This window comes from Paenibacillus sp. HB172176 (assembly GCF_011947265.1).
Lineage (GTDB): Bacteria > Bacillota > Bacilli > Paenibacillales > Paenibacillaceae > Pristimantibacillus.
The window spans coordinates 77,332-101,146 of the sequence record NZ_JAATHD010000002.1 but is presented as its reverse complement, the minus strand read 5'-3'; the positions used below and the strand labels follow the sequence as shown (position 1 = coordinate 101,146).

At 51.2% G+C, this 23,815-nt stretch carries 25 protein-coding genes and 2 pseudogenes; 8 read left to right on the top strand and 19 right to left on the bottom strand.

Going from position 1 to position 23,815, the window contains the following annotated elements; translation table 11 throughout:
- Window positions 1–36: 36 nt before the first annotated feature.
- A complete protein-coding gene (locus HFP08_RS02790) occupies window positions 37–1,272 on the top strand; it encodes an MFS transporter (RefSeq protein WP_168118997.1) in 1,236 nt (411 codons plus the stop codon).
- A 51-nt stretch (window positions 1,273–1,323) separates the two neighbouring features.
- Here the strand turns inward: HFP08_RS02790 and HFP08_RS02785 are convergent.
- Together HFP08_RS02785 and HFP08_RS02780 are read right to left on the bottom strand one after the other, a co-directional pair.
- Window positions 1,324–1,554: pseudogene (locus HFP08_RS02785) on the bottom strand (glycosyltransferase); the annotation flags it as partial.
- Between the two features lie 19 nt (window positions 1,555–1,573).
- Window positions 1,574–1,792: pseudogene (locus HFP08_RS02780) on the bottom strand (PEP-utilizing enzyme); the annotation flags it as partial.
- A gap of 204 nt (window positions 1,793–1,996) precedes the next feature.
- Between HFP08_RS02780 and HFP08_RS02775 the strand changes: the two are divergent.
- A complete protein-coding gene (locus tag HFP08_RS02775) occupies window positions 1,997–3,070 on the top strand; it encodes a copper resistance D family protein (RefSeq protein ID WP_168118996.1) in 1,074 nt (357 codons plus the stop codon).
- A 98-nt stretch (window positions 3,071–3,168) separates the two neighbouring features.
- On the opposite strand, the gene HFP08_RS02770 is transcribed toward HFP08_RS02775, so the two are convergent.
- From HFP08_RS02770 to HFP08_RS02755, 4 genes are all read right to left on the bottom strand, one after another.
- A complete protein-coding gene (locus tag HFP08_RS02770) occupies window positions 3,169–4,860 on the bottom strand; it encodes an eCIS core domain-containing protein (protein WP_168118995.1) in 1,692 nt (563 codons plus the stop codon).
- A gap of 177 nt (window positions 4,861–5,037) precedes the next feature.
- Window positions 5,038–6,261, bottom strand: coding sequence for a multidrug effflux MFS transporter (locus tag HFP08_RS02765; protein WP_168118994.1), 1,224 nt, complete (start codon window positions 6,259–6,261; stop codon window positions 5,038–5,040).
- Window positions 6,262–6,296: 35 nt separating this feature from the next.
- A complete protein-coding gene (locus tag HFP08_RS02760; protein ID WP_168118993.1) occupies window positions 6,297–6,692 on the bottom strand; it encodes a (R)-mandelonitrile lyase in 396 nt (131 codons plus the stop codon).
- A 22-nt stretch (window positions 6,693–6,714) separates the two neighbouring features.
- Window positions 6,715–7,764: an NAD(P)-dependent alcohol dehydrogenase gene (locus HFP08_RS02755; RefSeq protein WP_168118992.1), complete on the bottom strand. Its 1,050-nt coding sequence runs from the start codon at window positions 7,762–7,764 to the stop codon at window positions 6,715–6,717.
- Between the two features lie 201 nt (window positions 7,765–7,965).
- Between HFP08_RS02755 and HFP08_RS02750 the strand changes: the two genes are divergently transcribed.
- Complete coding sequence (locus tag HFP08_RS02750) at window positions 7,966–8,523, top strand: TetR/AcrR family transcriptional regulator (RefSeq protein WP_168118991.1); 558 nt, start codon at window positions 7,966–7,968, stop codon at window positions 8,521–8,523.
- Between the two features lie 15 nt (window positions 8,524–8,538).
- Here the strand turns inward: HFP08_RS02750 and HFP08_RS02745 are convergent, their stop codons facing one another.
- The 7 genes from HFP08_RS02745 to HFP08_RS02715 all read right to left on the bottom strand — a co-directional run bounded on the left by HFP08_RS02745 (window position 8,539) and on the right by HFP08_RS02715 (window position 13,725).
- Window positions 8,539–8,853 carry a DMT family transporter gene (locus HFP08_RS02745; RefSeq protein WP_168118990.1) on the bottom strand — a complete coding sequence of 105 codons (315 nt, stop codon included), beginning with the start codon at window positions 8,851–8,853 and terminating at the stop codon, window positions 8,539–8,541.
- A complete protein-coding gene (locus HFP08_RS02740; protein WP_168118989.1) occupies window positions 8,853–9,194 on the bottom strand; it encodes a DMT family transporter in 342 nt (113 codons plus the stop codon). The genes HFP08_RS02745 and HFP08_RS02740 overlap by 1 nt, the downstream gene beginning before the upstream one ends.
- 15 nt (window positions 9,195–9,209) lie before the next feature.
- Window positions 9,210–9,800: a TetR/AcrR family transcriptional regulator gene (locus HFP08_RS02735; protein ID WP_168118988.1), complete on the bottom strand. Its 591-nt coding sequence runs from the start codon at window positions 9,798–9,800 to the stop codon at window positions 9,210–9,212.
- A 178-nt stretch (window positions 9,801–9,978) separates the two neighbouring features.
- Window positions 9,979–10,686 carry an FAD-dependent oxidoreductase gene (locus HFP08_RS02730; protein WP_168118987.1) on the bottom strand — a complete coding sequence of 236 codons (708 nt, stop codon included), beginning with the start codon at window positions 10,684–10,686 and terminating at the stop codon, window positions 9,979–9,981.
- Window positions 10,687–10,708: 22 nt separating this feature from the next.
- Window positions 10,709–12,964: an ATP-binding cassette domain-containing protein gene (locus HFP08_RS02725; RefSeq protein WP_168118986.1), complete on the bottom strand. Its 2,256-nt coding sequence runs from the start codon at window positions 12,962–12,964 to the stop codon at window positions 10,709–10,711.
- Window positions 12,965–12,997: 33 nt separating this feature from the next.
- Entirely contained in the window at window positions 12,998–13,396 is a 399-nt protein-coding gene (locus HFP08_RS02720) for an SRPBCC family protein (protein ID WP_168118985.1), read from the bottom strand.
- Entirely contained in the window at window positions 13,393–13,725 is a 333-nt protein-coding gene (locus tag HFP08_RS02715) for an ArsR/SmtB family transcription factor (protein WP_168118984.1), read from the bottom strand. Before HFP08_RS02715 ends, HFP08_RS02720 begins: the two co-directional genes overlap by 4 nt.
- 207 nt (window positions 13,726–13,932) lie before the next feature.
- Between HFP08_RS02715 and HFP08_RS02710 the strand changes: the two genes are divergently transcribed.
- Genes HFP08_RS02710 through HFP08_RS02700 form a run of 3 tightly spaced genes read left to right on the top strand, consistent with a single transcriptional unit; the run spans window position 13,933 to window position 16,771 of the window.
- Window positions 13,933–14,952: a FecCD family ABC transporter permease gene (locus tag HFP08_RS02710; protein WP_168118983.1), complete on the top strand. Its 1,020-nt coding sequence runs from the start codon at window positions 13,933–13,935 to the stop codon at window positions 14,950–14,952.
- A 14-nt stretch (window positions 14,953–14,966) separates the two neighbouring features.
- Window positions 14,967–15,755 carry an ABC transporter ATP-binding protein gene (locus HFP08_RS02705; RefSeq protein WP_168118982.1) on the top strand — a complete coding sequence of 263 codons (789 nt, stop codon included), beginning with the start codon at window positions 14,967–14,969 and terminating at the stop codon, window positions 15,753–15,755.
- Window positions 15,756–15,757: 2 nt separating this feature from the next.
- On the top strand, window positions 15,758–16,771 hold the full coding sequence (locus HFP08_RS02700) for an ABC transporter substrate-binding protein (protein ID WP_206109166.1): 1,014 nt from the start codon (window positions 15,758–15,760) through the stop codon (window positions 16,769–16,771).
- Window position 16,772: 1 nt separating this feature from the next.
- On the opposite strand, the gene HFP08_RS02695 is transcribed toward HFP08_RS02700, so the two are convergent.
- A complete protein-coding gene (locus HFP08_RS02695; RefSeq protein WP_168118981.1) occupies window positions 16,773–18,041 on the bottom strand; it encodes a mechanosensitive ion channel family protein in 1,269 nt (422 codons plus the stop codon).
- A 159-nt stretch (window positions 18,042–18,200) separates the two neighbouring features.
- Between HFP08_RS02695 and HFP08_RS02690 the strand changes: the two genes are divergently transcribed.
- Window positions 18,201–18,779 carry a uracil-DNA glycosylase family protein gene (locus HFP08_RS02690; RefSeq protein ID WP_240941047.1) on the top strand — a complete coding sequence of 193 codons (579 nt, stop codon included), beginning with the start codon at window positions 18,201–18,203 and terminating at the stop codon, window positions 18,777–18,779.
- A gap of 25 nt (window positions 18,780–18,804) precedes the next feature.
- Here HFP08_RS02690 and HFP08_RS02685 read toward each other — a convergent pair whose 3' ends face one another.
- The 4 genes from HFP08_RS02685 to HFP08_RS02670 form a co-directional block, all read right to left on the bottom strand.
- Window positions 18,805–19,395: an AAA family ATPase gene (locus HFP08_RS02685; RefSeq protein WP_168118980.1), complete on the bottom strand. Its 591-nt coding sequence runs from the start codon at window positions 19,393–19,395 to the stop codon at window positions 18,805–18,807.
- A gap of 142 nt (window positions 19,396–19,537) precedes the next feature.
- Window positions 19,538–20,095 carry a GNAT family N-acetyltransferase gene (locus tag HFP08_RS02680; protein ID WP_168118979.1) on the bottom strand — a complete coding sequence of 186 codons (558 nt, stop codon included), beginning with the start codon at window positions 20,093–20,095 and terminating at the stop codon, window positions 19,538–19,540.
- A 15-nt stretch (window positions 20,096–20,110) separates the two neighbouring features.
- Entirely contained in the window at window positions 20,111–20,848 is a 738-nt protein-coding gene (locus tag HFP08_RS02675; RefSeq protein ID WP_168118978.1) for a class I SAM-dependent methyltransferase, read from the bottom strand.
- A gap of 24 nt (window positions 20,849–20,872) precedes the next feature.
- Window positions 20,873–21,853 (bottom strand): aldo/keto reductase, encoded by a 981-nt coding sequence (locus HFP08_RS02670; RefSeq protein WP_168118977.1) that lies wholly within the window; start codon window positions 21,851–21,853, stop codon window positions 20,873–20,875.
- A gap of 93 nt (window positions 21,854–21,946) precedes the next feature.
- On the opposite strand from HFP08_RS02670, the gene HFP08_RS02665 reads away from it, so the two are divergent.
- Window positions 21,947–22,912: a serine hydrolase domain-containing protein gene (locus HFP08_RS02665; protein ID WP_168118976.1), complete on the top strand. Its 966-nt coding sequence runs from the start codon at window positions 21,947–21,949 to the stop codon at window positions 22,910–22,912.
- A gap of 75 nt (window positions 22,913–22,987) precedes the next feature.
- Here HFP08_RS02665 and HFP08_RS02660 read toward each other — a convergent pair whose 3' ends face one another.
- On the bottom strand, window positions 22,988–23,647 hold the full coding sequence (locus HFP08_RS02660) for a FusB/FusC family EF-G-binding protein (protein WP_168118975.1): 660 nt from the start codon (window positions 23,645–23,647) through the stop codon (window positions 22,988–22,990).
- Window positions 23,648–23,815 lie beyond the last annotated feature (168 nt).

Genomic DNA, 23,815 nt, shown 5'->3' with positions numbered 1-23,815 from the left:
CAGCACATAGATAAAGACGAGACTGGAGAGAGCAAGTTGAATAAAGAGAAAATATGGACGAGAAATTTTTTTGTCGTTTGCATGAGCAGTTTTTTCATGTTTCTTACCTTTTATATATCGGCGACCGCATTCCCGCTCTATGTCAAGGAAGGACTTCACGGCGACCAAAGGCAAATGGGACTTGTCATCACGGTGTACGTTATCGGAAGCGTCATGCTCAGACCGTTCTCCGGAGGATGGGTTGACCGATTCGGACAGAAGAAAATGGCCATTATCGGCATGATTGTTTTTCTGGCTGCCAGCATCAGTTATTTCGGCACGAAAAACGGCATCTTCCTCTTTCTGTTCGCGCGGCTCATTCACGGCATGTCTTACGCGCTGTCGTCGACGGCGACCAGCACCGTGGCGGCTTCGATCATTCCCGCTTCGCGCCAAGGCGAAGGCATGGGCTATTTCAGCATGTTCATGAGCATTGGCATGGTTATAGGGCCGGCTCTTGGGTTATTTCTGTGGAAGGACAAGAATGTAAACGTCCTCCTGCTCTCTCTTTGCGTGATAACGGCAATTTCACTTGCGTTTACGCTTATTATGAAAGCTCCGGAGCGGAGCCGTATTTCCGATCAGGCCGCCGAGAAGCCGCTGCAAACGGAAAAGAAACGCAATAGACTCCATTGGAGCAAAATAATCGAGCCCACGGCGCTTCCGATTTCCTTGGTCGGCTTTATACTATCCTTTTCGTATAGCTCGTTATCCGGGTTTATAGCGTCGTTTACGTCAGAAATTCATCAGTCGCAAGTGACAAGCACTTTTTTTGTCGCGTTCGCGGTCATGATTGTAGCCTTTCGTCCGTTGATCGGAAGAGTGTTCGACCGCTACAAAGAGCATTACTTGTATTATCCGGGAATTTTTCTGTTTTCCATCGGGATGCTTCTGCTCAGTCAGGCTCATTCCGGCACGATGGTGTTGGTGGACGGCATCATAATGGGGATTGGCTATGGCGCGCTGCTGCCCTGCTTGCAGACGCTCGCCATGAAGCTGGCGCCGGAGCACCGGAGAGGCAACGCGACGGGCACGTTTTTCCTGCTGTTCGACTTGGGGTACGGAATCGGCTCTTATTTCATGGGATTTATCGCTGCATATACCGATTACCGAATGATGTACGTCGTTGCGGCGTTCGTTCCGATGTTGTCCGCTGCGCTCTATTATCTGCTTCATCACCGGAAGCAATTTAAGCTAGCCGCCGCCCGCAAGCAAGAAGCGGAAGCGGCATGAAGAAAGCTGCAGCTTCGTCCCGTCAAGGGCTGAGCTGCAGCTTTACGCATTCTAATCCGCTTCGAACTTATCTGGAAACTGCTTGACAATGCCTTCGGTCAAAATATCTGCAAGATGAATCATATGAACCTCGTTTTTATCCGTTGCCGCAATATCCGCTTTCCAATCTCCCTTGAGATGATTAACTACGATATCCGTCACCAATTGAAGATGCGTATACAGCATCTTTTGCAAGGTTTTAAACGACCAATTTGAATTCGCGGCGCTTAGAAACGCAGCGATCGCAATAGCTCATAGGATCTTACAAGATTTCGATATACCTATCCGTGCCATTGACGCGAATGCGTTGCCCATCCTTGATCAGCAGAGTCGCATTCTCTACCCCGACTACCGCCGGCAAGCCATATTCGCGCGCGATAACCGCACCATGAGTCATCACTCCGCCTACCTCGGTAACCAGACCTTTGATGGATACGAATAATGGTGTCCAGCCCGGGTCGGTGTCAGCTTTTCGTAAAATTTGTAGTCTTCCTTTCGTTGGTTGACGATCCCTTCATCAAAATTGCCGGATCTGCGTTCTCGACTTCTTGAAAATCGAGAACCCATGCATGCATCCAACATCCCTCCATTTCTTCATCTATATGAGCATGTGTTCATGTGATTATGGTATATTAATCTAGCAACAGATTTGCTATAGCGCAGAACGGAGCTGAACCCGCCCCCCATGTATATTTACTTTTTCGAAGCCTTCCTCTATCTTGCCTTTTCATTTACTGCCGGTTATATCGCTTTACTGTTTATTTCCGAAGATGCAAAGCCTGTTATGGGATTGCCCGCAACCTTGTTTCCCTACGTTCTTTTATCGATTCCCCTTTTTTCCTTCGGGTCCATTTTGAACACAACGATTATTTTGCAAGATTACGCCAAACAGTATTCTTTTTTGAAAGTGCTCTTCATTGTATTAAGCGACTACTCGTTCGGTCATGCCTGGATCTGGACTTTGGTGCTGGCGACTGTCTTTTTTATAATCAGCGCCTCGGTTGCCTCGCCGCCGGGATGGTTCAAATGGCTTTATGTCTTGTTGTGGATGCTCATGCTTCTAGCCAATGGTTGGGCGAGTCATCCTTCAAGTCTTTCGAAATTTTTGGGCGCGTTGTCTCAAATCATTCATGTCGGCGCAGTGTCGGTTTGGTTGGGCGTTCTAATTATTGTGGCGTGGTTTGCCGACCGTAACGATGAAAAAAATCAAAAATATGAACGCTTCCTCAAATGGTATACGCCTCTATCCATCGTTTGCATGTCACTCATCATAATTGCCGGCATTTCTATGATGATCATTATTGTCGATGGCTATCTGCAATCATGGACGATTAATTACGGAGAAGCGCTGCTACTCAAGCATATTCTGCTGATTCCCATTCTTATATTGGCATTTATGAATGGCTTTAGATCCAAAATAAGCAAGGAGAAACGTTGGACTTGGCTTCGCATGGAAACGATTTTCGCCTTTTCGATCCTTCTGATTACCGGTTTTATGGGAGTGCAAGAACCCCCTCATGCGGAAGAATATGAAAGCCCCGTCTATTCAAAGCTGTATATGCTGTTGAATAGCCATTATAACGGAGATCCGGTCAATTGGGGATGGAGTTTCACAAGCTTAGTTGGAATTGTTCTGGGAATTGTGTTTTTTGTTGTTGTTTGCATTAAGCGCAAAAAATTCAATCCGCTTCACTTTGTTCTATTCTGCTTAAGCGGGACAGCGCTGCTCTTTTTGGGATTGCTTTTAGCCGTAGTGTAGTAAGGGGGATGTACATGCTTATGGAAGAGGGAAGCAGGCGCGCCGGATACTAACGCCTGCTTCTTCCTTTGGAAACGAATCAGATATTCTGCTTCATCCTATAACTGCTCCTCATGCGTAAAATGATTGCCGTTCACGTGATAGATGAGAAGCGCCTGGCCGATGCCGTCAAAGTCCTCGCTCGGGACATCGGAATTATGGGTGTAGACGACTGTAATCGGGTTCGGCACGTTAAGTACCGCTTGTATGATCGCAACGACTTGCGGTGTCGCCAGCAGCATCTCGCCGTAATTGCCAAGCTGGGTACGAATGGCTATGAGTTCGCCGATCGTCGCATGCCTCCCTAATGCGGCTAGCGCTATAGCGTTAATCAGGCAATTGTTCACATTTAGCAGCAAGTTCGCATCCGCTTCCACACGATCCTGTTTGCCTGTAGACGTGCTCTCGTTGCTGAAGCGATCTCCTACTTGCTTGAGTGAAACGGATTCCACGAGACTTTGGAATTTCTCAGGCGTCGTGCCGCCTCCGATCGCGATGGAGAAGAACGCCTCTCCTTCCGATTCCGATTTGATGCCGATATGATCGGGCGAGGTTCCTTCATTTTTGCTGGATTCTTGAAAGTCGCCTCCTCCAATTCCCTTCTTCACGTTCGCGAGCTTTTCATTCCCTTTCTGGAAGGCGAGGCTTTTGCTAAACAGCTTATCCTCTCCTCCGGCAACCAGGGTGAATTCGACCATTACTTTGCTGTCCGTGCTGCTGCCAAGGAAATATTTGAGCGATTGCTTGAAGTCACCAATATGGCCGCCGATCAACACTTTATAGTTTCCTTTTTGAAGCTCCTTGTAATCGTCGATGGACATCGTCCGATAGAGCTTCAATTTCTTGGATTTGTTAATCTTCTTGGCTTTCTCCGGAGAATTAGCCGCGCGGTTCCAGCCGTAGGCAGTCATATATCGCTCCTGCAGCGTCATCGTATCCTCGGTGTTGGTTAGCAGCTTCGTGTCGAGGTCATAGCCGAGCTCAATCAGAAATTGATCCAGGCTGCCGATATCCTCGCCTTCGGCAGAGAATAGCTGTCCGGCAAAATAAAGAACGCGCTCTTTATCGTAATCCTTGCACAAGGCTTCGATCGCCTTACTGAACTCAGTAATCTTCATTGCGTTCTGAAGATTGTTTACTTTCTTCTTTCCAACGTTGACCTTGCGCAGTTGAAGCGGAGTTTCGGGCGAGAAGGACGAACCAGCCGCCGATTGCCTCTGTATAGCTGGCGCATCTGCATCTTGTTCCATGCCTGAACGCATCAGCGCTTTCGCACCCATGACATCGGCCTCTCTCTCCAAGCTGACGTCATCGTTAATGGGCGCTGCCTGCAATTGCATCGTTGGCTTGACCCGGCCTTGCGCCTGCTGCACGACATGCCAAGCCTCATGCGGCAGATGCTTCTCTTGCCCTGGTGCAATATGAATATCTGTGCCTTGAGCATACGCATGCGCACCGACCATAGAAGGCTTGTCCGATTGATAATGAACCTTGACATCATCCATGGAATGTCCCGACAGCTGCTCGATTCCCGATTTCAACTTGTCCGGCAAGCCTGTCCGGTTTGCCTTGCTCCCCGGCTTCTCCGCCCGTTGAATTGTTGATTCCCGCTTCATAAGCTCGATCACGCCTTGGTTGCCGATCGATTGCTGAAGCTGCATGACAGGAGTGTTAGAGCGGCTTTGCATTTTTTGAATCGTTTTTTTCTTGAGCAATGGCTCTGAGCTGCTGGATTGAGGTGCCTTATGCATGCAAAATCACCGCCTGCCGATAGTTTGATTAGCTTTGAAAATTATACCATAATAGCGGACGGTGAATGAGATATTTTCATCCTCATGCCGCATGCCTCTGTTCCATCATGCGCATGCAAAGAAAAGTCCGCCCAATTGGCGAACTTTTCTTTGTTGACACTTCGTATGGCAGAACGCTTAAGCGCAATCGACTATCGTTTTCGAAATCGAAGCTTTCTTCGCTCGCACTAGCGCGAAGTATGCGAGCATAGCGGAAGCGCTGGACAGCAGAATAATAACGCCAAGCGGCACGGCCGTGTTCTCTCCCGCAATGCCTACCAATGGGGCGACGATAGCGCCAAGCAGGAACGGGACGACGCCAAGCAATGCGGCTGCGCTGCCCGCCATTTTCGCTTGACTCTCCATCGCAAGCGGGAATGCTGCGGTTGATGTAATCCCAATTGCCGCTACGAAGAAGAACAGCGGAATGACTAGCGTGAACAGCGGTCCATGTACGGCGGCGACAATCAAGACCGTAACGCTCGCGAGCATCGCAAGACATAAACCGAATAACAGAAAAGATTGTTCGGATATGCGATGCGACATTCTTCCTACGATTTGAGAGCCGATAATCAAGCTGATGCCGTTAGAGCCGAACAGAAGCGCGAACACGGTAGGCGACACGCCGTATATATTCTGATAAATAAACGGCGTTCCCGACACGTAAGCAAAAACGCCTGCGATCATAATGCCCTGCGTCAGCATGTAGCCAAGGAACTGACGATCCCGTAAAAGCTGCCCGAAGCTACGTAATTGAAGCCCGAAATTCGATGGATTTCGGCGTTCGACAGGAAGGGTCTCCCGCAACCGCCATTTGGTCATCGTCCACAAGTACGTTCCGAGCAAGGCAAGCGCGATAAAAACGCCGGTCCAGCTCGTGAGCGAGAGAACCCCGCTGCCCGCAACGGGAGCCGCGAGAGGTCCCAGATTGCTCACAAGCAGGAGCATGGAGAAAAATTTGGTTAGCTCCTTGCCGCTGTAAAGATCGCGTGCAATCGCGCGCGAGATGACAATGCCCGCCGAAGCGGCAAAGCCTTGTAAGAACCGCCCAATAATCAACAGTGAGATGTTCGGTGCGAATGCGCAAGCTAATGATGCTGCGATATACACAGCCATCGAGATCAGCAGCGGATTTCGTCTGCCGTGCACATCGCTTAGCGAGCCCATCACGAGCTGTCCTAAGCCAAGTCCGAGCAGACATGCGGTGAGACTGAATTGAACGAGCGAGGCCGTCGTATCGTATTGCTTCACAATCTCCGGGAATGCGGGCAAATACATATCGATCGTGAACGGTCCCATTGTCGAGAATACCCCCAGCAATAAGGCCAGTCTAACCGCATGCTGCGTGCTGTTTGTCTTCATCTTGTTGTAAATCTCCTAGTCTGAATAAGATTAAATCATCCTTGGTACTGCTCGTCGCTGACCTTCTCCAGCCATTCGACCGCCTTGCCGTCAAGACGTTCCTGAATGGCAATATGCGTCATGGCTGTATCGGGAGAAGCGCCATGCCAATGCTTCTCGCCGGGTGGGAACCAGACCACATCGCCGGGATAGATATCCTCTATCTGCCCTCCCCATCTTTGAACACGTCCGAAACCCGCTGTTACGATCAACGTCTGGCCAAGCGGATGCGTATGCCAAGCCGTTCTTGCGCCAGGCTCGAAGGTTACGCTTGCCCCGGCGCCGCGCGCAGGCTCATCAGTCTCGAACAACGGATCGATGCGAACCGTTCCGGTAAAATAATCCGAAGGACCTTTGCCGGATGGCCGCGATCCAATTCTCTTGATTTCCATATGCAATTAACCTCCTATAAAGTTATACATGCTTCATTGTCTCGATGTCAATGACAAAGCGATATCGAACGTCTGAGGCGAGCACGCGCTCCCAGGCTTCATCAATGCTGTCCGCGGATATGACCTCGATCTCGGGAGCGATGTTATGCTCCGCGCAGAAATCCAGCATTTCCTGCGTTTCGCGAATGCCGCCGATCATCGAGCCTGCGAACGACCGCCGCGCATGGATGAGCGAGAACACCTGTATAGGCAGCGGCTGGGACGGCGCGCCAACATTGACCAAAGTGCCGTCAAGCGCCAGCAACGATAGGTATGCGTCCATGTCTACTTTCGCGCTCACCGTATTAATAATGAGATCAAAGCTGCCGGCAAGTTGCTTGAACGTCGCTGTATCGCTCGTGGCATAATAGTGATCCGCTCCAAGCTGCAAGCCGTCCTCCTTCTTCTTCAAGGATTGGGACAACACCGTCACCTCTGCTCCCATCGCATGAGCCAGCTTCACAGCCATATGGCCGAGCCCGCCCAGACCTACAACCGCAACCTTCTTGCCAGGTCCGGCCGACCAGTGCCGAAGCGGCGAATACGTGGTTATGCCCGCGCAGAGCAGCGGGGCGGCAGCGTCAAGCGCCATGCCGTCGGGGATGCGAACGACGAAGCCTTCGGTTACGACGATGTGAGTGGAATAACCGCCTTGCGTGAATTGCCCATATCGGTCAATAGCTCCATACGTGCCCGTGTTCCCGCTCAGGCAGTATTGTTCCTCGCCATTGCGGCAATGAACGCATTCCCCGCAGGAATCGACCATACAGCCTACTCCCACTCGATCGCCAACCTTATATTTGGTCACCTCAGAGCCAATCCGGGCTACAATGCCCGCGATCTCATGCCCCGGAACTAGCGGATAGTTCGTCGGGCCCCAGTCGCCCCTCGCCGTATGGATATCCGAATGGCAAATTCCAGCATATTTAATCTCTATAAGAACATCATTGGGCTGAAGCTCCCTTCGCTCGATCGTGGTCGCTTTGAACATTCCTTCTTGACTGAATACAGCGCGTGCGCCTGCAGTAATCATCAATTTCTACCTCCTGTGTCCCTGAGACTGGTGAGATTTTGCAAGTTGATGTAAGACGAAAAGAATTGTTTAATCAACTAGTGTCTATTATTATAAGAGCAAGGAGCATAATTACAATGGTTAAAAAAGCGAATTCCGTTGATATATCAACAAAAATATAGAATCTGTTGATTAACGCGAATCGACAAGGAGATGAACGTCATGCCGAAAGTGGATCGAAGAATACTGAAAACGCAAGAAGCGCTGAAAAAAGCCGTCATTGAACTGATGACCGAGAGCTGCTTCGACGAAATTACCATTCAGGATATCGCGGACCGGGCCAATGTCAACCGCGGCACCATCTATCTTCATTATCAAGATAAATACGATTTGCTCGATAAGCTGATTGAATCGCATTTGAAGGAATTAGGGGAGATCGATCAGTGGGCCTGTCAATTGGACTGGATCGAGGCGCTGGTGCCTTATTTCGAATATTTCGAGGACAATTATTTGTTCTTCTCTACGATGCTGGCCAGCAAAAAAGAAAAAGGAGCTCCCTCTTCCTTCCGCACGCGGCTGCTCGCTTCCTTCGTCGAAGGCTTCAAAGGCGAAATTGACAGAGAAAGCGGCAAAAATGAACAGATCTGCGAGGACGTCATGCTGCAATACGCCGGAACGGCCTATGTCGGCGTCATAGAGTGGTGGATCCGCAACGGCATGCCGTATCCGCCGCAGGTCATGGCCAAGCAAGTCGGAACCCTGCTTGAACGGAGCTTGTAGTCATCGCCGTCCCTCCTACGAGAGAAGCTTAAGTCCAACGGCTGCGGCGAGTACGATTCCTATAAACAGCATGCGCCGCCATTCCTTCGACTCGCCGAAGAAGAACATACCCGTGAGCGTGCCTCCAACGGTACCAATTCCTGTCCATATCGCATATGCGGTACCCATGGGGAGGCTTCTCATCGCGTAGCTAAGGCAAGCGAAGCTGAGCAGCCCTCCTAGAGCGAATAGCAAGTAAGCCTTGACGTTCGGCTTACGCTTAATCTGATTCATACCGAGCACGCCGACGACCTCGAAGATACCGGCAAATAACAATATCAACCAAGCCATCAGTTTGCCACCTCCCTTCGTTTGCCTGTGCTGCTAACCCATTTCAAGCCGATCACGCCGACGAGCAGCAAAGCAATCAGCAGCAGCTTCGTCCACTGGGCGGGCTCATGGAACAAGAGCATCTCGGACAGCACGGTGCCGGCCGTACCAAGTCCGGTGAATACCGCATATACGGTTCCGACAGGTAATTTGGCAGTTGCCTTGATAATGAAGGAAAAGGAAATGATTACTGCGGCAGTTGTTCCCGTCCAGGTCAGCCAATCATGGGCATGCTTAAATCCGATTACCCACATCACCTCGAACAGCGCGCCGATAACGATATACAACCAGCTTCGATTCATAACGTTAGGTCTCCTCTAATCTCTGTTTCGAACACCGCGCCAGAAAATAGGCCAAGCGGCGTCGATTCTCTTCTCGAAATGCTCATAATCGCCGTACAGCATCTCGACAAACAAGCTGTCCAGGACCGCCACGTAGGCTCCTGCCGCTTGCTCGACCGTCACATCCCGATGAATGAGCTCTCTTTTGTGCGCGGCCAGAAACAAGGTTTGAGCCAGCTCATTCATTCGATCGATATAAGCAAGGCTGAGCTTCAAGGATGGTTCGAGCAAATGGGCGGGAGGAAAAAAGGACATTCGCAAAAAAAACTTCGTATCCTCTTCCCGCTCGTACCGTTCCTTGTAGCCGACCAGAAGTCCGCGCAGCTGACTTTCCAAATCCAGCATTCGCTCAGGCTTCAAATAATGCTCGACAAATTCCAGTTCTCTTCCCGCCACGTTCTGATAGACGGCTAGGAATAAATCGTCCTTGCTCTTGAAATGATTGTAAATGGACGGCTTCTTGATTCCGACCTCGGCTGCGATATCCGCCAGCGAAGCGCCTTCGAAACCATTTCGCGCGAAATGGCGAAGCGCAATCGTTCGAATGTTTTTTTCCGTGACCGTCATCGTCATCGCACCTCCCCGCTAACTATCGTTCGTTAGTTTTGCTAACGAGTGTTAGTTTATCACAAGCAAGGCCGAATAACAACAGGTTCATTGTCGTTCGGCCTTGGCAGCATTTTAACCCTTGTCATTGTCCATAATATCGAGCAGCGAGGCAGAGATCTTCTCCGCCTCATTCCCCCTAATAGCCGAAAAATGCGTCCTTCTTAATTCTTCCCTTCGCTATTTGCTTCTGCTGGATGTAGGAGGCAATCGAGCCGACCATCGATTTCGGTCCCGCAATCATGTAGTTGGCCTTGTTCCTGTATTGCGCGGTCAGCTTGTCGATCTCTTCATTCAGCGCTTCCCTGGAATCAAGGTATGAAATGCTGATATCGGGTCGAACAGCAATCGCATTCCATTCATCCTTGTACAAATGGGGCCTGTTGCTTTCCAAATAGAGCAAGTGAATGGGCTGCTTGCCGCTCTTCCCCTCTGCCTCGACTCCCTTCAGAATCGAGCGGAACGGCGTAATGCCGATGCCTCCGGCAATCAAGACCGCCGGAGAGTCCGAATCAAGCTTGAAGCCGCCGACAGGCCCGATCAAGTTCAACGTCATGCCCGGCTTCAGCTCCAGCATGGCCTTCTTGAACTCGCTCGGTTCCTTGCCAACGCCCATCGTGACGCGGATGACATTCTCCGACGGCGACGACGCCACACTGAAAGGCTTCAGGGCATTCTTGATCTTTTTGTGCGTAATGCGGAAGAGGCCGTGCTGCCCGGCCACCCAGGTCAAATCTCCATCCTTCTTGAACAGGAAGGTGTAGACATCTTCTGCTTCCTTCCGGCTTTCAAGCAAAGCAATCTCCCGCTTCTTGAACATTTTCAGAAAATCTTGAAAAAAGCCCATTTCCCATCCCCCAGTTCCGGAATCACTTCAGATATTTCCCTGTAATGGACTGCTCCGCATGAATAATCTCGGCAGGCGGACCCTCGAACACGACTTGCCCGCCTTTGCTTCCGCCGTCCGGCCCCATGTCGATGATCCAGTCGGCTTGGCTGATCACCTCGATATTATGCTCGATGACGATGACCGTATTGCCGGCATCGACGAGCCGGTTCATAATCGCTGTGAGATGACCGATATCCGACATATGCAGACCGGTCGTCGGCTCGTCCATCACATAGATGCTGCCCTTCTTGTGCAGCTCGCTGGCAAGCTTGATGCGTTGACATTCACCGCCCGACAGCGTGCTAAGCGGCTGGCCCAGCGTAATATAGGTGAGACCTACATCGGACAAAGCTTGGAGCTTGCGCGCAACCTCCTTCAGCTCAAAGAAAGCAAGCGCCTGCTCAACCGTCATCTCCAGCACATCCGCAATAGACTTGCCGTTCAGCTTGTACTCGAGCACTTCCTCCTTGAACCGTTTGCCGCCGCATACTTCGCAAGGCAGCTTCACGCTGTCGAGGAAGGCGATATCTGTATAGACGACGCCGAGGCCCTGGCAGTTCTCGCACGCTCCTTTGGAGTTGAAGCTGAACAAGCCTTGGTTGACCTTATTAGCTGAGGCAAAAGCCTTGCGAATATCGTCCATAATGCCTGTGTAGGTTGCGGGATTCGATCTCGTAGACACGCCTACGGCTGATTGATCGATGACGATCGCATCACTATGCTGGCTCAGGAATACATCGTTAATGAGCGAGCTCTTGCCCGAGCCGGCCACCCCGGTTACGACGGTAAGCACGCCCGTTGGAATATCAACGCTCACATTCCGCAGATTATGCAGCGTTGCGTTCTTGATGGACAGCTTGCCGGCAGGCTTCCTGCTGTTCGGCTTCAGCTCGAGCGGACGCTTCATATAGTTCCCTGTCAGCGTGCCCGACTCCAGCAAGCCTCCGAAGCTGCCTTCATAGACAATATTGCCGCCTCGGCTTCCGGCTTCGGGACCGACATCGACGACATGATCGGCAACCTTAATGACATCGGGATCATGCTCGACGACAATAACGGTATTGCCTTTGTCGCGCAGCTTTTGAAGCAATTCGTTAAGCCGGTGAACATCGCGCGGATGCAAGCCGACGCTCGGCTCATCGAAGATATAGGTTACGTCGACGAGACTGCCGCTTAGATGCTTCACCATCTTCACGCGTTGCGACTCGCCCCCGGACAAGGTGTCTGTCTCGCGCTCGAGCGTCAAGTACTCGAGACCGATATCGACCAAATGCTGCAGACGCTCCGCAAGCGATTTCACGATAGGCGCGGCAACAGGGTCGTCAATCTCTCGAATGACGCGAATCAGCTCCCCGACCTCCATGGAAGCCATATCCGCTATATTGCGGCCGTTGATCCTGCAACCCAGCGCCGCCTGGCTAAGCCTCGCGCCATGGCAGCTTGGACAAGGTCCTTCCGCAATGAACGGCATGACGGCCTTCTGAGTCCGTTCGGACTTGGCCTTCACATCTTGCTTGATATACTTGTTGGTGAACTTCTCGATAACACCTTCCATGGTGATGTTCATGGTCTTGCCGCCAAAATCCATCTGAACCTTCTTCGCTTTGGCATACAGCAGCAGATCCAGCTCTTCAGGCGCGTAATGGCTCAGCTTCTTGTCCAGATCGAAGTCTCCCGACTGCGCGATCATGTTCATCTCCCAGCCGTCCGCCTTATAATCCGGCAGCAGAACGGCGCCTTCATTCAACGATTTGGACTTGTCGAGCGCCTTGCCGAGATCGACACCGAGCTTGCGTCCGATGCCGTTGCATTCGGGACACATGCCCTGCGGATCGTTGAACGAAAACAGATGAGCCGGTCCAACATGCGGCTGCCCCGCCCTGGAGAAGAGAAGCCGCAATATCGGCGAAATATCGGTAATCGTGCCCATTGTCGAATGGGAGCCGCCTCCGAGCCGCTTCTGATCCACGATGACCGCCATGCTCAGATTCTCGATTCCGTCCGTATCCGGCTGCGGCACGCGCGGCAGGAAGGTCCGCACGAAGATGCTGAAGTTCTCGTTCAGCAACCGCGTCGATTCCGCGGCAATCGTATCGAATACGATGGACGACTTGCCCGAACCGGAGACGCCGGTGAAGATCGTAATCTTCTTCTTAGGAATGCGCAGCGACACATTCTTCAGATTGTTCTCCCTGGCTCCGGATATGACGATATAATCCTGATTGTTATCGCTCATGCTTCTTATTCTTCACCCTTTCTCATTTCGTATCTACTCCGCAAGCAGTTTCTCCAGCTCGCCGGACCAGTTGGTCCAGCCATATTTGGCGCCATTAAATCCTTGCTCGTTCGTAATGCCGGTCTGCTCGAGATGCAGATTGACTCTCCCGTCTCCGAGATCCTGCACCGTCCAGTTCACCGTATGCTTCTCGTCGCCGACCGCCCATGTATACGTCAATCTTCGTGGCGGATCCACGACAAGAACTTCGCCGTCGATAATGCCGTCCCAATACTGATTCGGCTTCTGGCGGAATTGAAAACGATGGCCAACGATCGGTTCGAAGTCATTCTCCAACACCCATTTCGCCAGCTGCTTGGAATCGGTTAACGCGCTCCAAAGCTTTTCCACCGATGTTTTGTATTCGAAATCCAGATTTAACGTCAAGCTCATTCCTCTTCCTCCTCTGTTAACAATTGGTTTAATCGAAACATGTTCGTTCGCCAAAACTTGCTGTAATACGCTACCCAATCTTGCACCTCTCTGAGCGGTGAAGCGTTCAAGCGATATCGCGTTTCTCTCCCGACCTTCCGGTCCAGCACAATTCCGGCGTCTTTCAGAATCGTCAGATGCTTGGATACCGCAGTTCGGCCCATCTCAAATTGCGGCGTCAACTCATGGAGCGGAATCTCATCAGCTTCTGCTAACAACTGAATAATCCGGCGTCTGGTTCCATCCGCAATCGCGTCAAACACATCACGTTCCGGGTTGGTTTCGCTCACAAAACCCTCTCCTACTTGTTCATGCGAATTCAATTATAAGACACCCAACGGTGACATTTCGATTATAGGACACCATTTGGTGACGTGTCAATAATCTCCTCTCCGGTACCGACAGTTTTGAATAAATGGTTCCAAAAGACGTGACAAGCTCGCATAACGTGTTATAATATTGGAAAAACGTGCTACGAAACAGGGGAGATTATCCATATGAAATTGATTGTTCCTGCGCTGCTGGCACTCAGCCTCCTGTCCATCCTGTTCGCCATTGGACTCGGACCGGTATCCGTCGATGCGGCAACCGTCATGAAGATTATTGCCAGCAAAATTCCCTTTCTATCCGGCAGCGTGGAGAAGACCTGGACCCAGCTCGACGAGAACATCGTATGGATTCTGCGATTGCCCCGCGTGCTGCTCGGCATCATCGTCGGCGCATCGCTTGCCGTCACCGGCGTCGCGATGCAAGCGCTCGTCCGCAATTCGCTTGCGGATCCCTTCATCTTGGGCGTATCCTCCGGAGCTGCGGCTGCAGCCACCCTTGGCATGCTCTTCGGCGTATTCGCCTTCCTCGGCAAATACACGCTATCCATCAGCGCCTTCCTTGGAGCGGCAGCGTCGATAACGATCGTCTATATCATCTCCAGAGTTCGAGGAAGAATCAATATGACTCAGCTGCTGCTGTCCGGCGTCGTCATAGCCATGATTATGGACTCGTTGACCAATATCATTACATTAAGCGCCCCGAATGCGCTGGGCCTTCATAACGCCGCCTTCTGGATGTCAGGCAGTCTGGCGGGCGCAAAGTGGTCCTACTTGACGCTGCCGTTGATTGTGATGCTAATCTGCATGATGACCTTAATGATTCGCTATCGCGCCTTGAACGGCTTGTTGCTTGGCGATGAGACCGCAGGCACGCTGGGCTTCCATGTGGCTCGCTTGCAGAAGCTGCTGGTCATCGTCGCTTCCCTGTTAGCCGGGGTCACGATCGCGGTTAGCGGCTCGATCGGCTTCGTCGGCTTGATGGTGCCGCATTTGACGCGTCTGCTCGTTGGCTCCGATCACAAACGAGTACTGATCGTGAGTGCGTTGATGGGCGGCATCCTCGTCGTCTGGACGGATGTGGCGGCACGCATGATCATTGCTCCGCAGGAATTGCCGATTGGGCTGTTAACCTCTTTGATCGGGGGACCATTTTTTATTTGGCTGTTGAAGCGCGGATCGCGTACATGAAGGGCGGTGAAGATATGAAATTGCAAGTGGATCATTTAACGTTCGCGTACGGCGCCGAGAGGATTGTCGAGGATATTTCCCTGCATGTGAAGAAAGGCGAATTTGTCGGCCTCATCGGTCCCAACGGCAGCGGAAAATCAACGCTGTTGAAAGCCATATACAAAGCCATGAAGCCGGATTCGGGAGCTGTGCTGCTGGAGGGCGAGGATCTGCTCGCTATGAACCCGAAGCAGGCTGCGTTGAAGCTTGGCGTTGTTGGTCAGGAGAATGATGTGCCTTTTGACTTCAAGGTGGAGGATATCGTCGCCATGGGGCGAAGTCCGCACAAGAAATTATTCGAGGGCGATACGCAAGAAGACATGCGTATTGTGAGGAATGCGATGAGACAAACCGGCTTGCAAGAGAAAGCGGCTCGCCATTACAGCAGCCTGTCCGGCGGCGAGAAGCAGCGCGTGCTGGTAGCCAGAGCGCTGGCGCAGCAAACGCCGTTGCTCATTATGGATGAGCCCACCAATCATTTGGATATCTATTATCAGCTGCAAATGTTCGATCTCGTCAAGAATCTCGAGGCAACGGTTCTGGCCGCCATCCATGATCTCAATATGGCTGCCCTGTATTGCACGCGTCTCTATGTTATCAGAGCCGGCAAGCTTCGCGCCTCGGGCGCGCCGAAGGATGTACTGACGCCCGAGCTTATCCACGAGGTATATGGCGTCCATGCCGATATCGTCATTCACCCGAAGACCCGCAGGGTCTCCATTACCTATTTGCCTGAAGGCATCGCGAACAAAGGAGAGAGATGAAGATGAACGCAACAAAAATCAAAAGGGGCTTGCTGGTAAGCGGCTTAATGCTGATGATGGGGATAGCGGCTGGCTGCGGCGACGCGAATCCTTCCACTGGCAATGAAAGCAAGCATTCGGCAGAAGAAACGGCTCCAGCCAATACGGAAGCCTCCTACGCCCCGCTCACGTTCGACAATTATGGAAGAGAAGTAACTCTGTCGAAAAAACCGGAAAAGGTTCTCACGTTGGGACCGAATACGACGGAGCTGTTCGTATCGCTTGGCCTAACGGATACTATTATCGGACGCAGCCTGGTCAATCACAGCAGAGGCCCCCTGCCCCGGTTCGAACAGGATTTCGCCCGCATTCCGGAATTGACCCATGGCTCGGCTACCCGGGAGGCGGTCGTCACCAGCGGCGCTGATTTCATCTACGGCATCGATTGGGAGTTCGGAGGCGATAGTCTGGATGTGGATGAACTAGCCGACATGGGGATCACGACTTATATGAACAAAGCTGCCACGCTGGAGGATATCTATGGAGAAATTCGCGACCTCGGTCAAATCTTCCAAATTGAAGAGAAGGCCGATGCTTTCGTGAAGGATCAACAGCAGAGAATAGCGGCAGTCGGCGATAAGATCAACGGCCTGGATCAAGTGAAGGTACTCGTCTATGACAGCGGCGGCGACGGCGTGTTCACGGCGGGCGGCACGAATTTCGAGACCTTGCTGATCGAGCTTGCAGGCGGAAGAAATGTGTTCGATGATATTACGGACAAGCAATGGACAACGGTCAGCTATGAAGAAGTGCTGAAGCGGCAGCCGGATGTCATTCTCGTTCATGATTACGACGTTCCATCACTGGAGCAGAAAATCGCGGATATCAAAAACGATCCAGCCCTGTCGGAGCTGGATTGCGTCAAGAACGAAAGCTTCGTATCGATAACGCTCGAAAGTGTACTGCCCGGGGATCGCATGGCTTATACGGTAGAAGCCTTGGCGGAGGGCTTCTACCCGAATGCCTTTGAATCGTAACCTACGTTAACGCCTTTTGGGCTCTTCCTGTCCCAAGCGCGCTCGACAGATCATGTCCTGTCGGGTTCTGGAATACGCGCAAGCCGAACTCCGGAGCGACAGCAAGAATATGATCGAAGATATCGGACTGCACGCCTTCGTAGATCCCCCAGTCCACCGTATTGGTGAACGCATAGATCTCAAGCGGCAGTCCGGTTTCAGTCGGTTGCAGCTGTCTGACCATGCAAGTCATGTCCTTGTGAATCAATGGATGATTCTTGATATAACTCTCCATATAGACACGGAAAACGCCTATATTCGTAAGCGCTCTTCCATTCACCTTCGTATCGTTGTCAACAACCTTGTCCAGGTTGAATTGTTCGATTTCAATCATTTTGGATGATATATACGACTTCAGAACTTGAATCTTCTTGAATTTCTCGATCATCTCCGCATTGCATGTCACAATACTTGCTGTATCCATAAAGACGGAACGTTTAATGCGTCTGCCGCCGGAATTCTGCATGCCCCTCCAGTTTTTGAAGGAATCGGAGATCAGCGCGTAAGTGGGTATTGTGGTAATCGTCTTATCCCAATTCTGCACCTTCACCGTGTTCAGGGAGATGTCGATAATATCCCCGTCCGCGCCGTACTTCGGCATTTCAATCCAGTCTCCGACGCGCACCATGTCATTCGAAGTGAGCTGAACGCCAGCCACAAGCCCCAGTATCGAATCTTTGAAAATCAACATAATAACGGCCGACAACGCGCCTATGCCGCTTAACAGAATGACCGGGCTCTCCCCAATCATGTTGGCCACGAGCAAGATGGCGCCAATTGCGAAGATGAATATTTTCGCAACCTGCAAATAACCTCTAATCGGTCTGACCTTCGAGATTTCATACGTGCGGTAGATAGCGTCCACCGCGTTCAGGAATGAATTGAAAATCATTAGCGCGACTACGATCATGTAAAGGCCGACGCCCTGTATAATGAGAGACGTGTATGACGGGAACAAATGCGCGCAATAGTAGATAATAATAGCAGGGACGATATGGGACAGCCTGTGAATGACCTTATGCTCCAGCAAATAATTGTCCCATTGATAGCGATTGTTCTTAATGTAGAAGCTCAGCACCCTCAGAACAATCTTTTTTGCAATGAAATTCGCCAGAATGCACAAAAGAATAATTGCGGCAACCATGATCGTATTGGCCAAATACATCGCCATATTTTCGTTTACGCCAACATTTTCTTCAATCAAATTTTGTAATCTTTGTAATAAATCCATTTTCTCCTCCATTAAAGTGATAAGTGTATGTCCTTCATCATAACATACCTACTTGCCGGATTACGCTGCATCCGCAAAGATTGTCGAATTTTAAATATTGGTTCGACTATGTTACGATTGCTTATATTGAAGCCGAACGACCGAGGGGAGATGATGAGCATGGAGCTTGAGGCGCTAAAACGAGAAATAGAGCAATGCCAGGACTGCAAGGGCAGATTCGGGTTTCCGCCGAAACCAATTGTTCATGGCCATGCCCGCTCCAAAATGATGCAAATCAGCCAAGCGCCCTCCAGGAATGTGCATCTTACCGGAAAGGCGTTCAATGATCTCTCCGGCGACACGCTTAAATACAAATGGTACGAAATAACCGACGAAGTATTCTACGATGAAGACAACTTCTATATCACGGCTATTTCTCATTGCTTTCCCGGCAAAAAACCGAAGGGAGGAGACAATCCTCCTCCCCTCTCCTGCGCCCGCAAATGGCTCGAGCGCGAGATGCAGTTAGTTGATAATGAGCTGTACATCGTCATCGGCGCAAGAGCTGCGAAGTTTTTGTTCGGCAATCGCTCCTTCGAGGAGCTGATATTCGCCAATCAAGTTCTGAAGGGCAAACCAGCCATTGTTCTGCCCCATCCTTCTCCGCTCAACAATAGATGGTTCAAGAAGCATCCAGAGTTCGAAGCGATTAGGCTCCCGGAAATTAGAGAGCAGGTTCTTAGCCTGCTAGAGCGATAATTCATTCACTGACAAGGAATTTACTTCAGAAGCGAATATGCCTCAGCTTGGTGACGAAGCGGTCCCATGATTTCTTAGTCGCACTGCGTTGATCCGGCAACAGCTTCAGATCAGCATGATCAGCAATACGATCCAGGATTTGCTCCACGCCCAGCTCGTCCGTCTGCAGATGCCATCCGAACATCTGCTCAGAAAGCTGGTTCACGCAGCGATCGACCTGCTTTGCAGGCCAAGATTGACTGAAGTCTCCGCGCTTCTTCAGACGCTTAAGCAAGGTTTCTCGCTTTGCCGCGAGCGTTATATGGCAGAGCTGAGTTCCATCTCTTCGCAAGCGCTCTACGATTTCACTGAAGTAGACGGGATCCACGAGAGTCATTGGCGCTATAATAACTCCCTCATGCTCTTCAGCCAGCATACTAAGCATATCGTAATTGAATTGTCTCCAGAGAGCATGATCCTGGAAGTCGTCTTTCTGTATAGATTCAGGAGCATTCTTTCGTATAAAATAACCGATATTCTCGGGATCGTATACGAATGAATTCGGCAGTCGTCTATGCAGCTCGTAAGCAACAGTGGTTTTGCCGGCGCCGAAAGCGCCGTTTAGCCATAGAATCATGTTTGTCCTCCCCAAATGCCTGCTCTGCTCTAAAGCAGCTCTGAGTCATACTCGCGGAAAATCCGCTCCAGCGATTCGCGGTCCTTATTCGCCAATTGATGAATGCTGTCGATTAACTTGTTCACTCTCGACGTCATCATAATTAAATATTTGGCCGGCTGTGAGCCTGATTCCAGTAAATGTTGGCATCACTCTCCAGCAGCCAATAAGTCATTAAATATTCGTCGGCATAATCCCCATTAGCCTTCAGCGAGCGATACTCAAGACCGTAGCTTCGAAAGCCCATAGCTTGATACAGTTTAATCGCTCCAGCGTTGCTTGCTGCAACGCTTAGATTAAGTTGCTCAACACCGTCCATTCTTCGCGCTTCATGCAGCAGGGCCTCCATTAAAGCTCTTCCGACCCCGATTTCTCGCTGATTCTCTGAGACGAACAAACCGTATACGTTCGCCTTATGACTGGTCTTCTTTCCGCTTTCCCTTAGCAAAGTAACGATTCCGATTAATGTCTCGGACATGTCGAAAGCGCCGAGCACGCATTGCTTCGCGGATGGCTTGATGCGCTGTCGAACATCTGCTATCGAAAATGCGGCTTCTCGCTCATAAGTGGAACCGAATGCTTCCGGATTAATTGTTAATGCCGTTAATCGTATGGCCTGATAGGCTTCTGCATCTGTTTCTGTCAATATTCTGATAAACAAGGGAAATCACCTCGTTCATGATGATTTTACCGCCGCGAGGATGAGGAACATGGGACGCCGCAGCTCATCCGACATTTCGGGATGTCTGAGAAGCAACTCCTCGGCAGGCAAAGGTTCGTTGACCGCCTTCAAAGTGAAGCCGGACCCGATCAGCTCATTCAGATACGTAGACAAAGTCCTATGATATTTGATCACATGCTCAGCCAAAAACGAAGTATCCCGCAGCCCCTCCTCCTGATAATGATCAATCGGCCAATGCGCGCGCTCGCCTTGCTCGCCGTAATGCCAATCCTGTTCGCTGCGAGCCGTGAAGACGGGATGCTCGACCGAAAACACGAATTCGCCTCCCGGCTTTAAAAGCTTGAACACTTTGCGGCAAATATCCCCGAATGACGCAATGTAGTGAAAGGCCAGCGAGCTGATCGCTACATCGAAGGATTCGCTGTGCAGCTCCAAATCTTCAATAGCATGCTGAATATACTTCACGCGCGGATCGTCTGTCATGGAGCGCGCTTGCTGGAGCATTCGCTCCGAGATATCGACACCGACAACGGAACCGGCCCCCTGCTCGAGCGCATAGCGGCAATGCCAGCCATATCCACAGCCCAGATCTAGAACGCGCTTATCCTGAAGCTCTGGCAGCAGGGCTTTGAAGGCATGCCATTCGCCGGCGCCTTCAAGTCCTTGCACCGATCTGGCCATTTGGCCATAAGCCTCGAAGAAGGCATTGTCATCGTACTTGTTCTGTTTCATCCTTCAATTTCCTCTCTTCTCCTGCTACAGAGCCCCAACCACTGGGTGGGGAACATACAGCTCCTCAAGCGAAGCAATTTCCTCTTGCGACAGAGTGATGTCAAGCGAGCCAAGAGATTCTTCCAATTGGGCTATGCTTGTCACGCCGATAATAGGCGCCGTCATCTGCTCCTTCTGAAACAACCAGGCCAGCGCGATTTGTGCGCGGGGCACTCCGCGAGTTTCGGCAATGACGGCAAGTTGATCCGCGATGGGCCGATCTTGCTCGGCCATTGCGTCATATTTCATGCGCTGCGCCTGATCGGTTTCGGATCGCAAGGTGGATACGGACCAATCTCGAGCAAGTCGTCCCGCTGCCAGCGGACTATAGGGGATAACGCCGATCTTCTCCGCCTTGCACAATGGCATCATCTCCCGCTCCTCCTCGCGATAGATTAAGTTAAGATGATTCTGCATGGACACGAAGCGGGTCCATCCATTCTTCTCGGCCACATGCAGAGCCTTGAGGAATTGCCATGCATACATCGCCGATGCGCCGATATATCTGGCCTTGCCTGCCTTCACCACATCATGCAGTGCCTCCATCGTTTCTTCAATTGGCGTGTTGTAATCCCATCGGTGAATTTGGTAAAGATCCACATAATCCGTTCCCAAACGCTTCAGGCTCTTATCGATTTCACTCATGATAGCCTTGCGTGACAGCCCAGAGCCGTTAGGGCCTTCCTGCATGCGGAAGTGAACCTTCGTTGCAAGGACAATTTCATCGCGATTCGCATAATCCTTCAAAGCGCGTCCAACGATCTCTTCGCTGGCGCCCGTGGAATAAATGTTGGCCGTATCGAAGAAGTTAATGCCAAGCTCGAGCGCCCTCTTCATAATCGGGCGGCTGTTCTCTTCATCAAGAAGCCATGGATGCGTCCAACGCTTCGTATCCCCGAAGCTCATGCAGCCAAGGCAAATGCGCGACACATCCAATCCCGTATTTCCAAGCTTCACATATTCCATTCGTACTTCCTCGCTTTCCAATGATCGAATTTGTTATGATGGAGCATAAGCATGAGCGGCAATGGACCAAATGACTTATGAAGGAATGATACCATGAATTCTTCCGCATTATTAGCGGCTATCGCGTCTTACGATCTAAGAAGCTGCCTGATCTCGCGGAGCAATAAGCTCCTGTTCGAGCATTACCGTAACCGAAGCATTCCTGGTGAAATCAGCAAGATCAATTCCTGCACGAAAAGCATTCTATCCGCCTTAATCTGCATCGCGATGGACGAAGGGCTTCTTCCGGCGGCGAACACGCCGATCTCTGTTTTTTTCCCCGAGCTTGACGCTGATCCAGACCCTAGGAAGAGGGCTATAACGCTAGAGCATCTCCTTACGATGACGGCCGGCTTTGATTGGACGGAATTCGGAGGACAGAATTCATTCCCTCGAATGACGCGAACGGACGATTGGGTCCGCTTCGCGTTAGATCAGCCAATGGCTGAAACGCCAGGTGCGAGGATGGAGTATAATTCCGGAGCCTCCCAGCTCCTCTCCGCCATTCTGGCGCAGGCCGTCGGCAATCCCGTAGCCCGCTTCGCCGAGGAGCGTCTTTTCTCAGCGCTGGACATTCGGGATTATCGCTGGGAGAGCGATCCCAAGGGCATACACACCGGCGGTTTCGGACTATGGCTTCGTCCCTCGGATATGCTCGCATTCGGGCAACTGTTCCTTGGGAATGGCCTATGGCAAGGCCGGAGGCTCCTGTCCGAGAAGCGTGTCAAAATATCGACTCAGCCCTACGTTACCGTCAATCGGCCAAACCGAGGCTTCTACGGCTGGCATTGGTGGATAGACAGCTTCGGCCCGGACGAGCTTGAAACCCGTGAAGGTTCGATCGCCTTCACCGCTTTTGATTACTATTATGCAAGGGGTTACGGCGGACAGTTCATCTACATTATACCAAAGCTGGAGACAGTGGTCGTGCTTACAGACGATAAGCGCAAGAAGGATCGCAGCGAGGCCGATGTATTCCGGCAATCGATTGCGCCGATTCTGGCTTCTGCTGCTGATTAGCGGTTATAGGCATGAGAAGAGCTGCTTCGAGGAAGTAATGTCCCCTGAAGCAGCTCTCGTTGAAAGGCTATAAAGTTACGGCCCCACCAGCACGCCATGAAGGAAGGTCTCCAGAGCATCCACATTCGTGATGTTCTCGTTGCAAGTCTCGCTGTGCACGCAGAGATAATTGCCTATCGCTCTATAATAATCAGACGAAGCTCCGGTCGGCTTCCATTTGGCCGCTGCCGTATATAAAGCAACCTCGGCATGTCGGTTGCAGGCGAAGCAAACGCCTTTCTTGTTCGATGGCGCATACTTTCCCTCGACGCCAAGGAGCTTGCCGTTCTGGCGATACACGATGAACAAGCGATTCGTCGCAATATCCCTCCAGCCCAGGTACGTCATATGCCTGAAGTCCATCTCCGCCAGATTGGGCACTTTGAGCTTCTTGATTTTGGGAAACAGCTTCTTGATTCCGCTCTCCGTCACCGGCTCGAATTCAGCTAAATAAGGCTCCAACGCGCTCATATAACGCCGAAAATCCGCTTCTTCCTTCAAAGTCTCCAGACCGCCCAGCAATTCCTTCCCTTTCTCGTCCGCGTCCGAGAACAAGGCGCTAATCTTCGCTGCTGTTTCGTCCCGCACCGCTTCGATCACTTTCCTGTCGGATACGGTCATGCACGCCTTCTGCAGCCTGCCGATTTGCTTCTTGATTTCGTTATATTGATGGTTTTTAATGAATGTTTGACTCATGGCTTTCAGCTCCTTATTATGATGGATAATCCAAATAAGAGCAAAGCCTTTCATTAGAGTCGATTTGACGGGCGATGCGTTCATCGAATCCCCTCATGCAAAGATCGCCCTAAATGTAGGCTCTGCATGAGTCGCGTCTTATACCGGCAAAATGATTTGCCATGTGTA

Coding starts and splice junctions, on each gene's coding strand:
- HFP08_RS02725 (WP_168118986.1), bottom strand. CDS start 12,964: ATGAGCGATAACAATCAGGATTATATCGTCATATCCGGAGCCAGGGAG.
- HFP08_RS02685 (WP_168118980.1), bottom strand. CDS start 19,395: ATGATTCTATGGCTAAACGGCGCTTTCGGCGCCGGCAAAACCACTGTT.
- HFP08_RS02675 (WP_168118978.1), bottom strand. CDS start 20,848: ATGAAACAGAACAAGTACGATGACAATGCCTTCTTCGAGGCTTATGGC.
- HFP08_RS02730 (WP_168118987.1), bottom strand. CDS start 10,686: ATGGGCTTTTTTCAAGATTTTCTGAAAATGTTCAAGAAGCGGGAGATT.
- HFP08_RS02765 (WP_168118994.1), bottom strand. CDS start 6,261: ATGAAGACAAACAGCACGCAGCATGCGGTTAGACTGGCCTTATTGCTG.
- HFP08_RS02775 (WP_168118996.1), top strand. CDS start 1,997: ATGTATATTTACTTTTTCGAAGCCTTCCTCTATCTTGCCTTTTCATTT.
- HFP08_RS02720 (WP_168118985.1), bottom strand. CDS start 13,396: ATGAGCTTGACGTTAAATCTGGATTTCGAATACAAAACATCGGTGGAA.
- HFP08_RS02735 (WP_168118988.1), bottom strand. CDS start 9,800: ATGACGGTCACGGAAAAAAACATTCGAACGATTGCGCTTCGCCATTTC.
- HFP08_RS02695 (WP_168118981.1), bottom strand. CDS start 18,041: ATGGATTTATTACAAAGATTACAAAATTTGATTGAAGAAAATGTTGGC.
- HFP08_RS02750 (WP_168118991.1), top strand. CDS start 7,966: ATGCCGAAAGTGGATCGAAGAATACTGAAAACGCAAGAAGCGCTGAAA.
- HFP08_RS02665 (WP_168118976.1), top strand. CDS start 21,947: ATGAATTCTTCCGCATTATTAGCGGCTATCGCGTCTTACGATCTAAGA.
- HFP08_RS02745 (WP_168118990.1), bottom strand. CDS start 8,853: ATGGCTTGGTTGATATTGTTATTTGCCGGTATCTTCGAGGTCGTCGGC.
- HFP08_RS02770 (WP_168118995.1), bottom strand. CDS start 4,860: ATGCATAAGGCACCTCAATCCAGCAGCTCAGAGCCATTGCTCAAGAAA.
- HFP08_RS02670 (WP_168118977.1), bottom strand. CDS start 21,853: ATGGAATATGTGAAGCTTGGAAATACGGGATTGGATGTGTCGCGCATT.
- HFP08_RS02705 (WP_168118982.1), top strand. CDS start 14,967: ATGAAATTGCAAGTGGATCATTTAACGTTCGCGTACGGCGCCGAGAGG.
- HFP08_RS02740 (WP_168118989.1), bottom strand. CDS start 9,194: ATGAATCGAAGCTGGTTGTATATCGTTATCGGCGCGCTGTTCGAGGTG.
- HFP08_RS02760 (WP_168118993.1), bottom strand. CDS start 6,692: ATGGAAATCAAGAGAATTGGATCGCGGCCATCCGGCAAAGGTCCTTCG.
- HFP08_RS02660 (WP_168118975.1), bottom strand. CDS start 23,647: ATGAGTCAAACATTCATTAAAAACCATCAATATAACGAAATCAAGAAG.
- HFP08_RS02710 (WP_168118983.1), top strand. CDS start 13,933: ATGAAATTGATTGTTCCTGCGCTGCTGGCACTCAGCCTCCTGTCCATC.
- HFP08_RS02755 (WP_168118992.1), bottom strand. CDS start 7,764: ATGATTACTGCAGGCGCACGCGCTGTATTCAGTCAAGAAGGAATGTTC.
- HFP08_RS02690 (WP_240941047.1), top strand. CDS start 18,201: ATGGAGCTTGAGGCGCTAAAACGAGAAATAGAGCAATGCCAGGACTGC.
- HFP08_RS02700 (WP_206109166.1), top strand. CDS start 15,758: ATGAACGCAACAAAAATCAAAAGGGGCTTGCTGGTAAGCGGCTTAATG.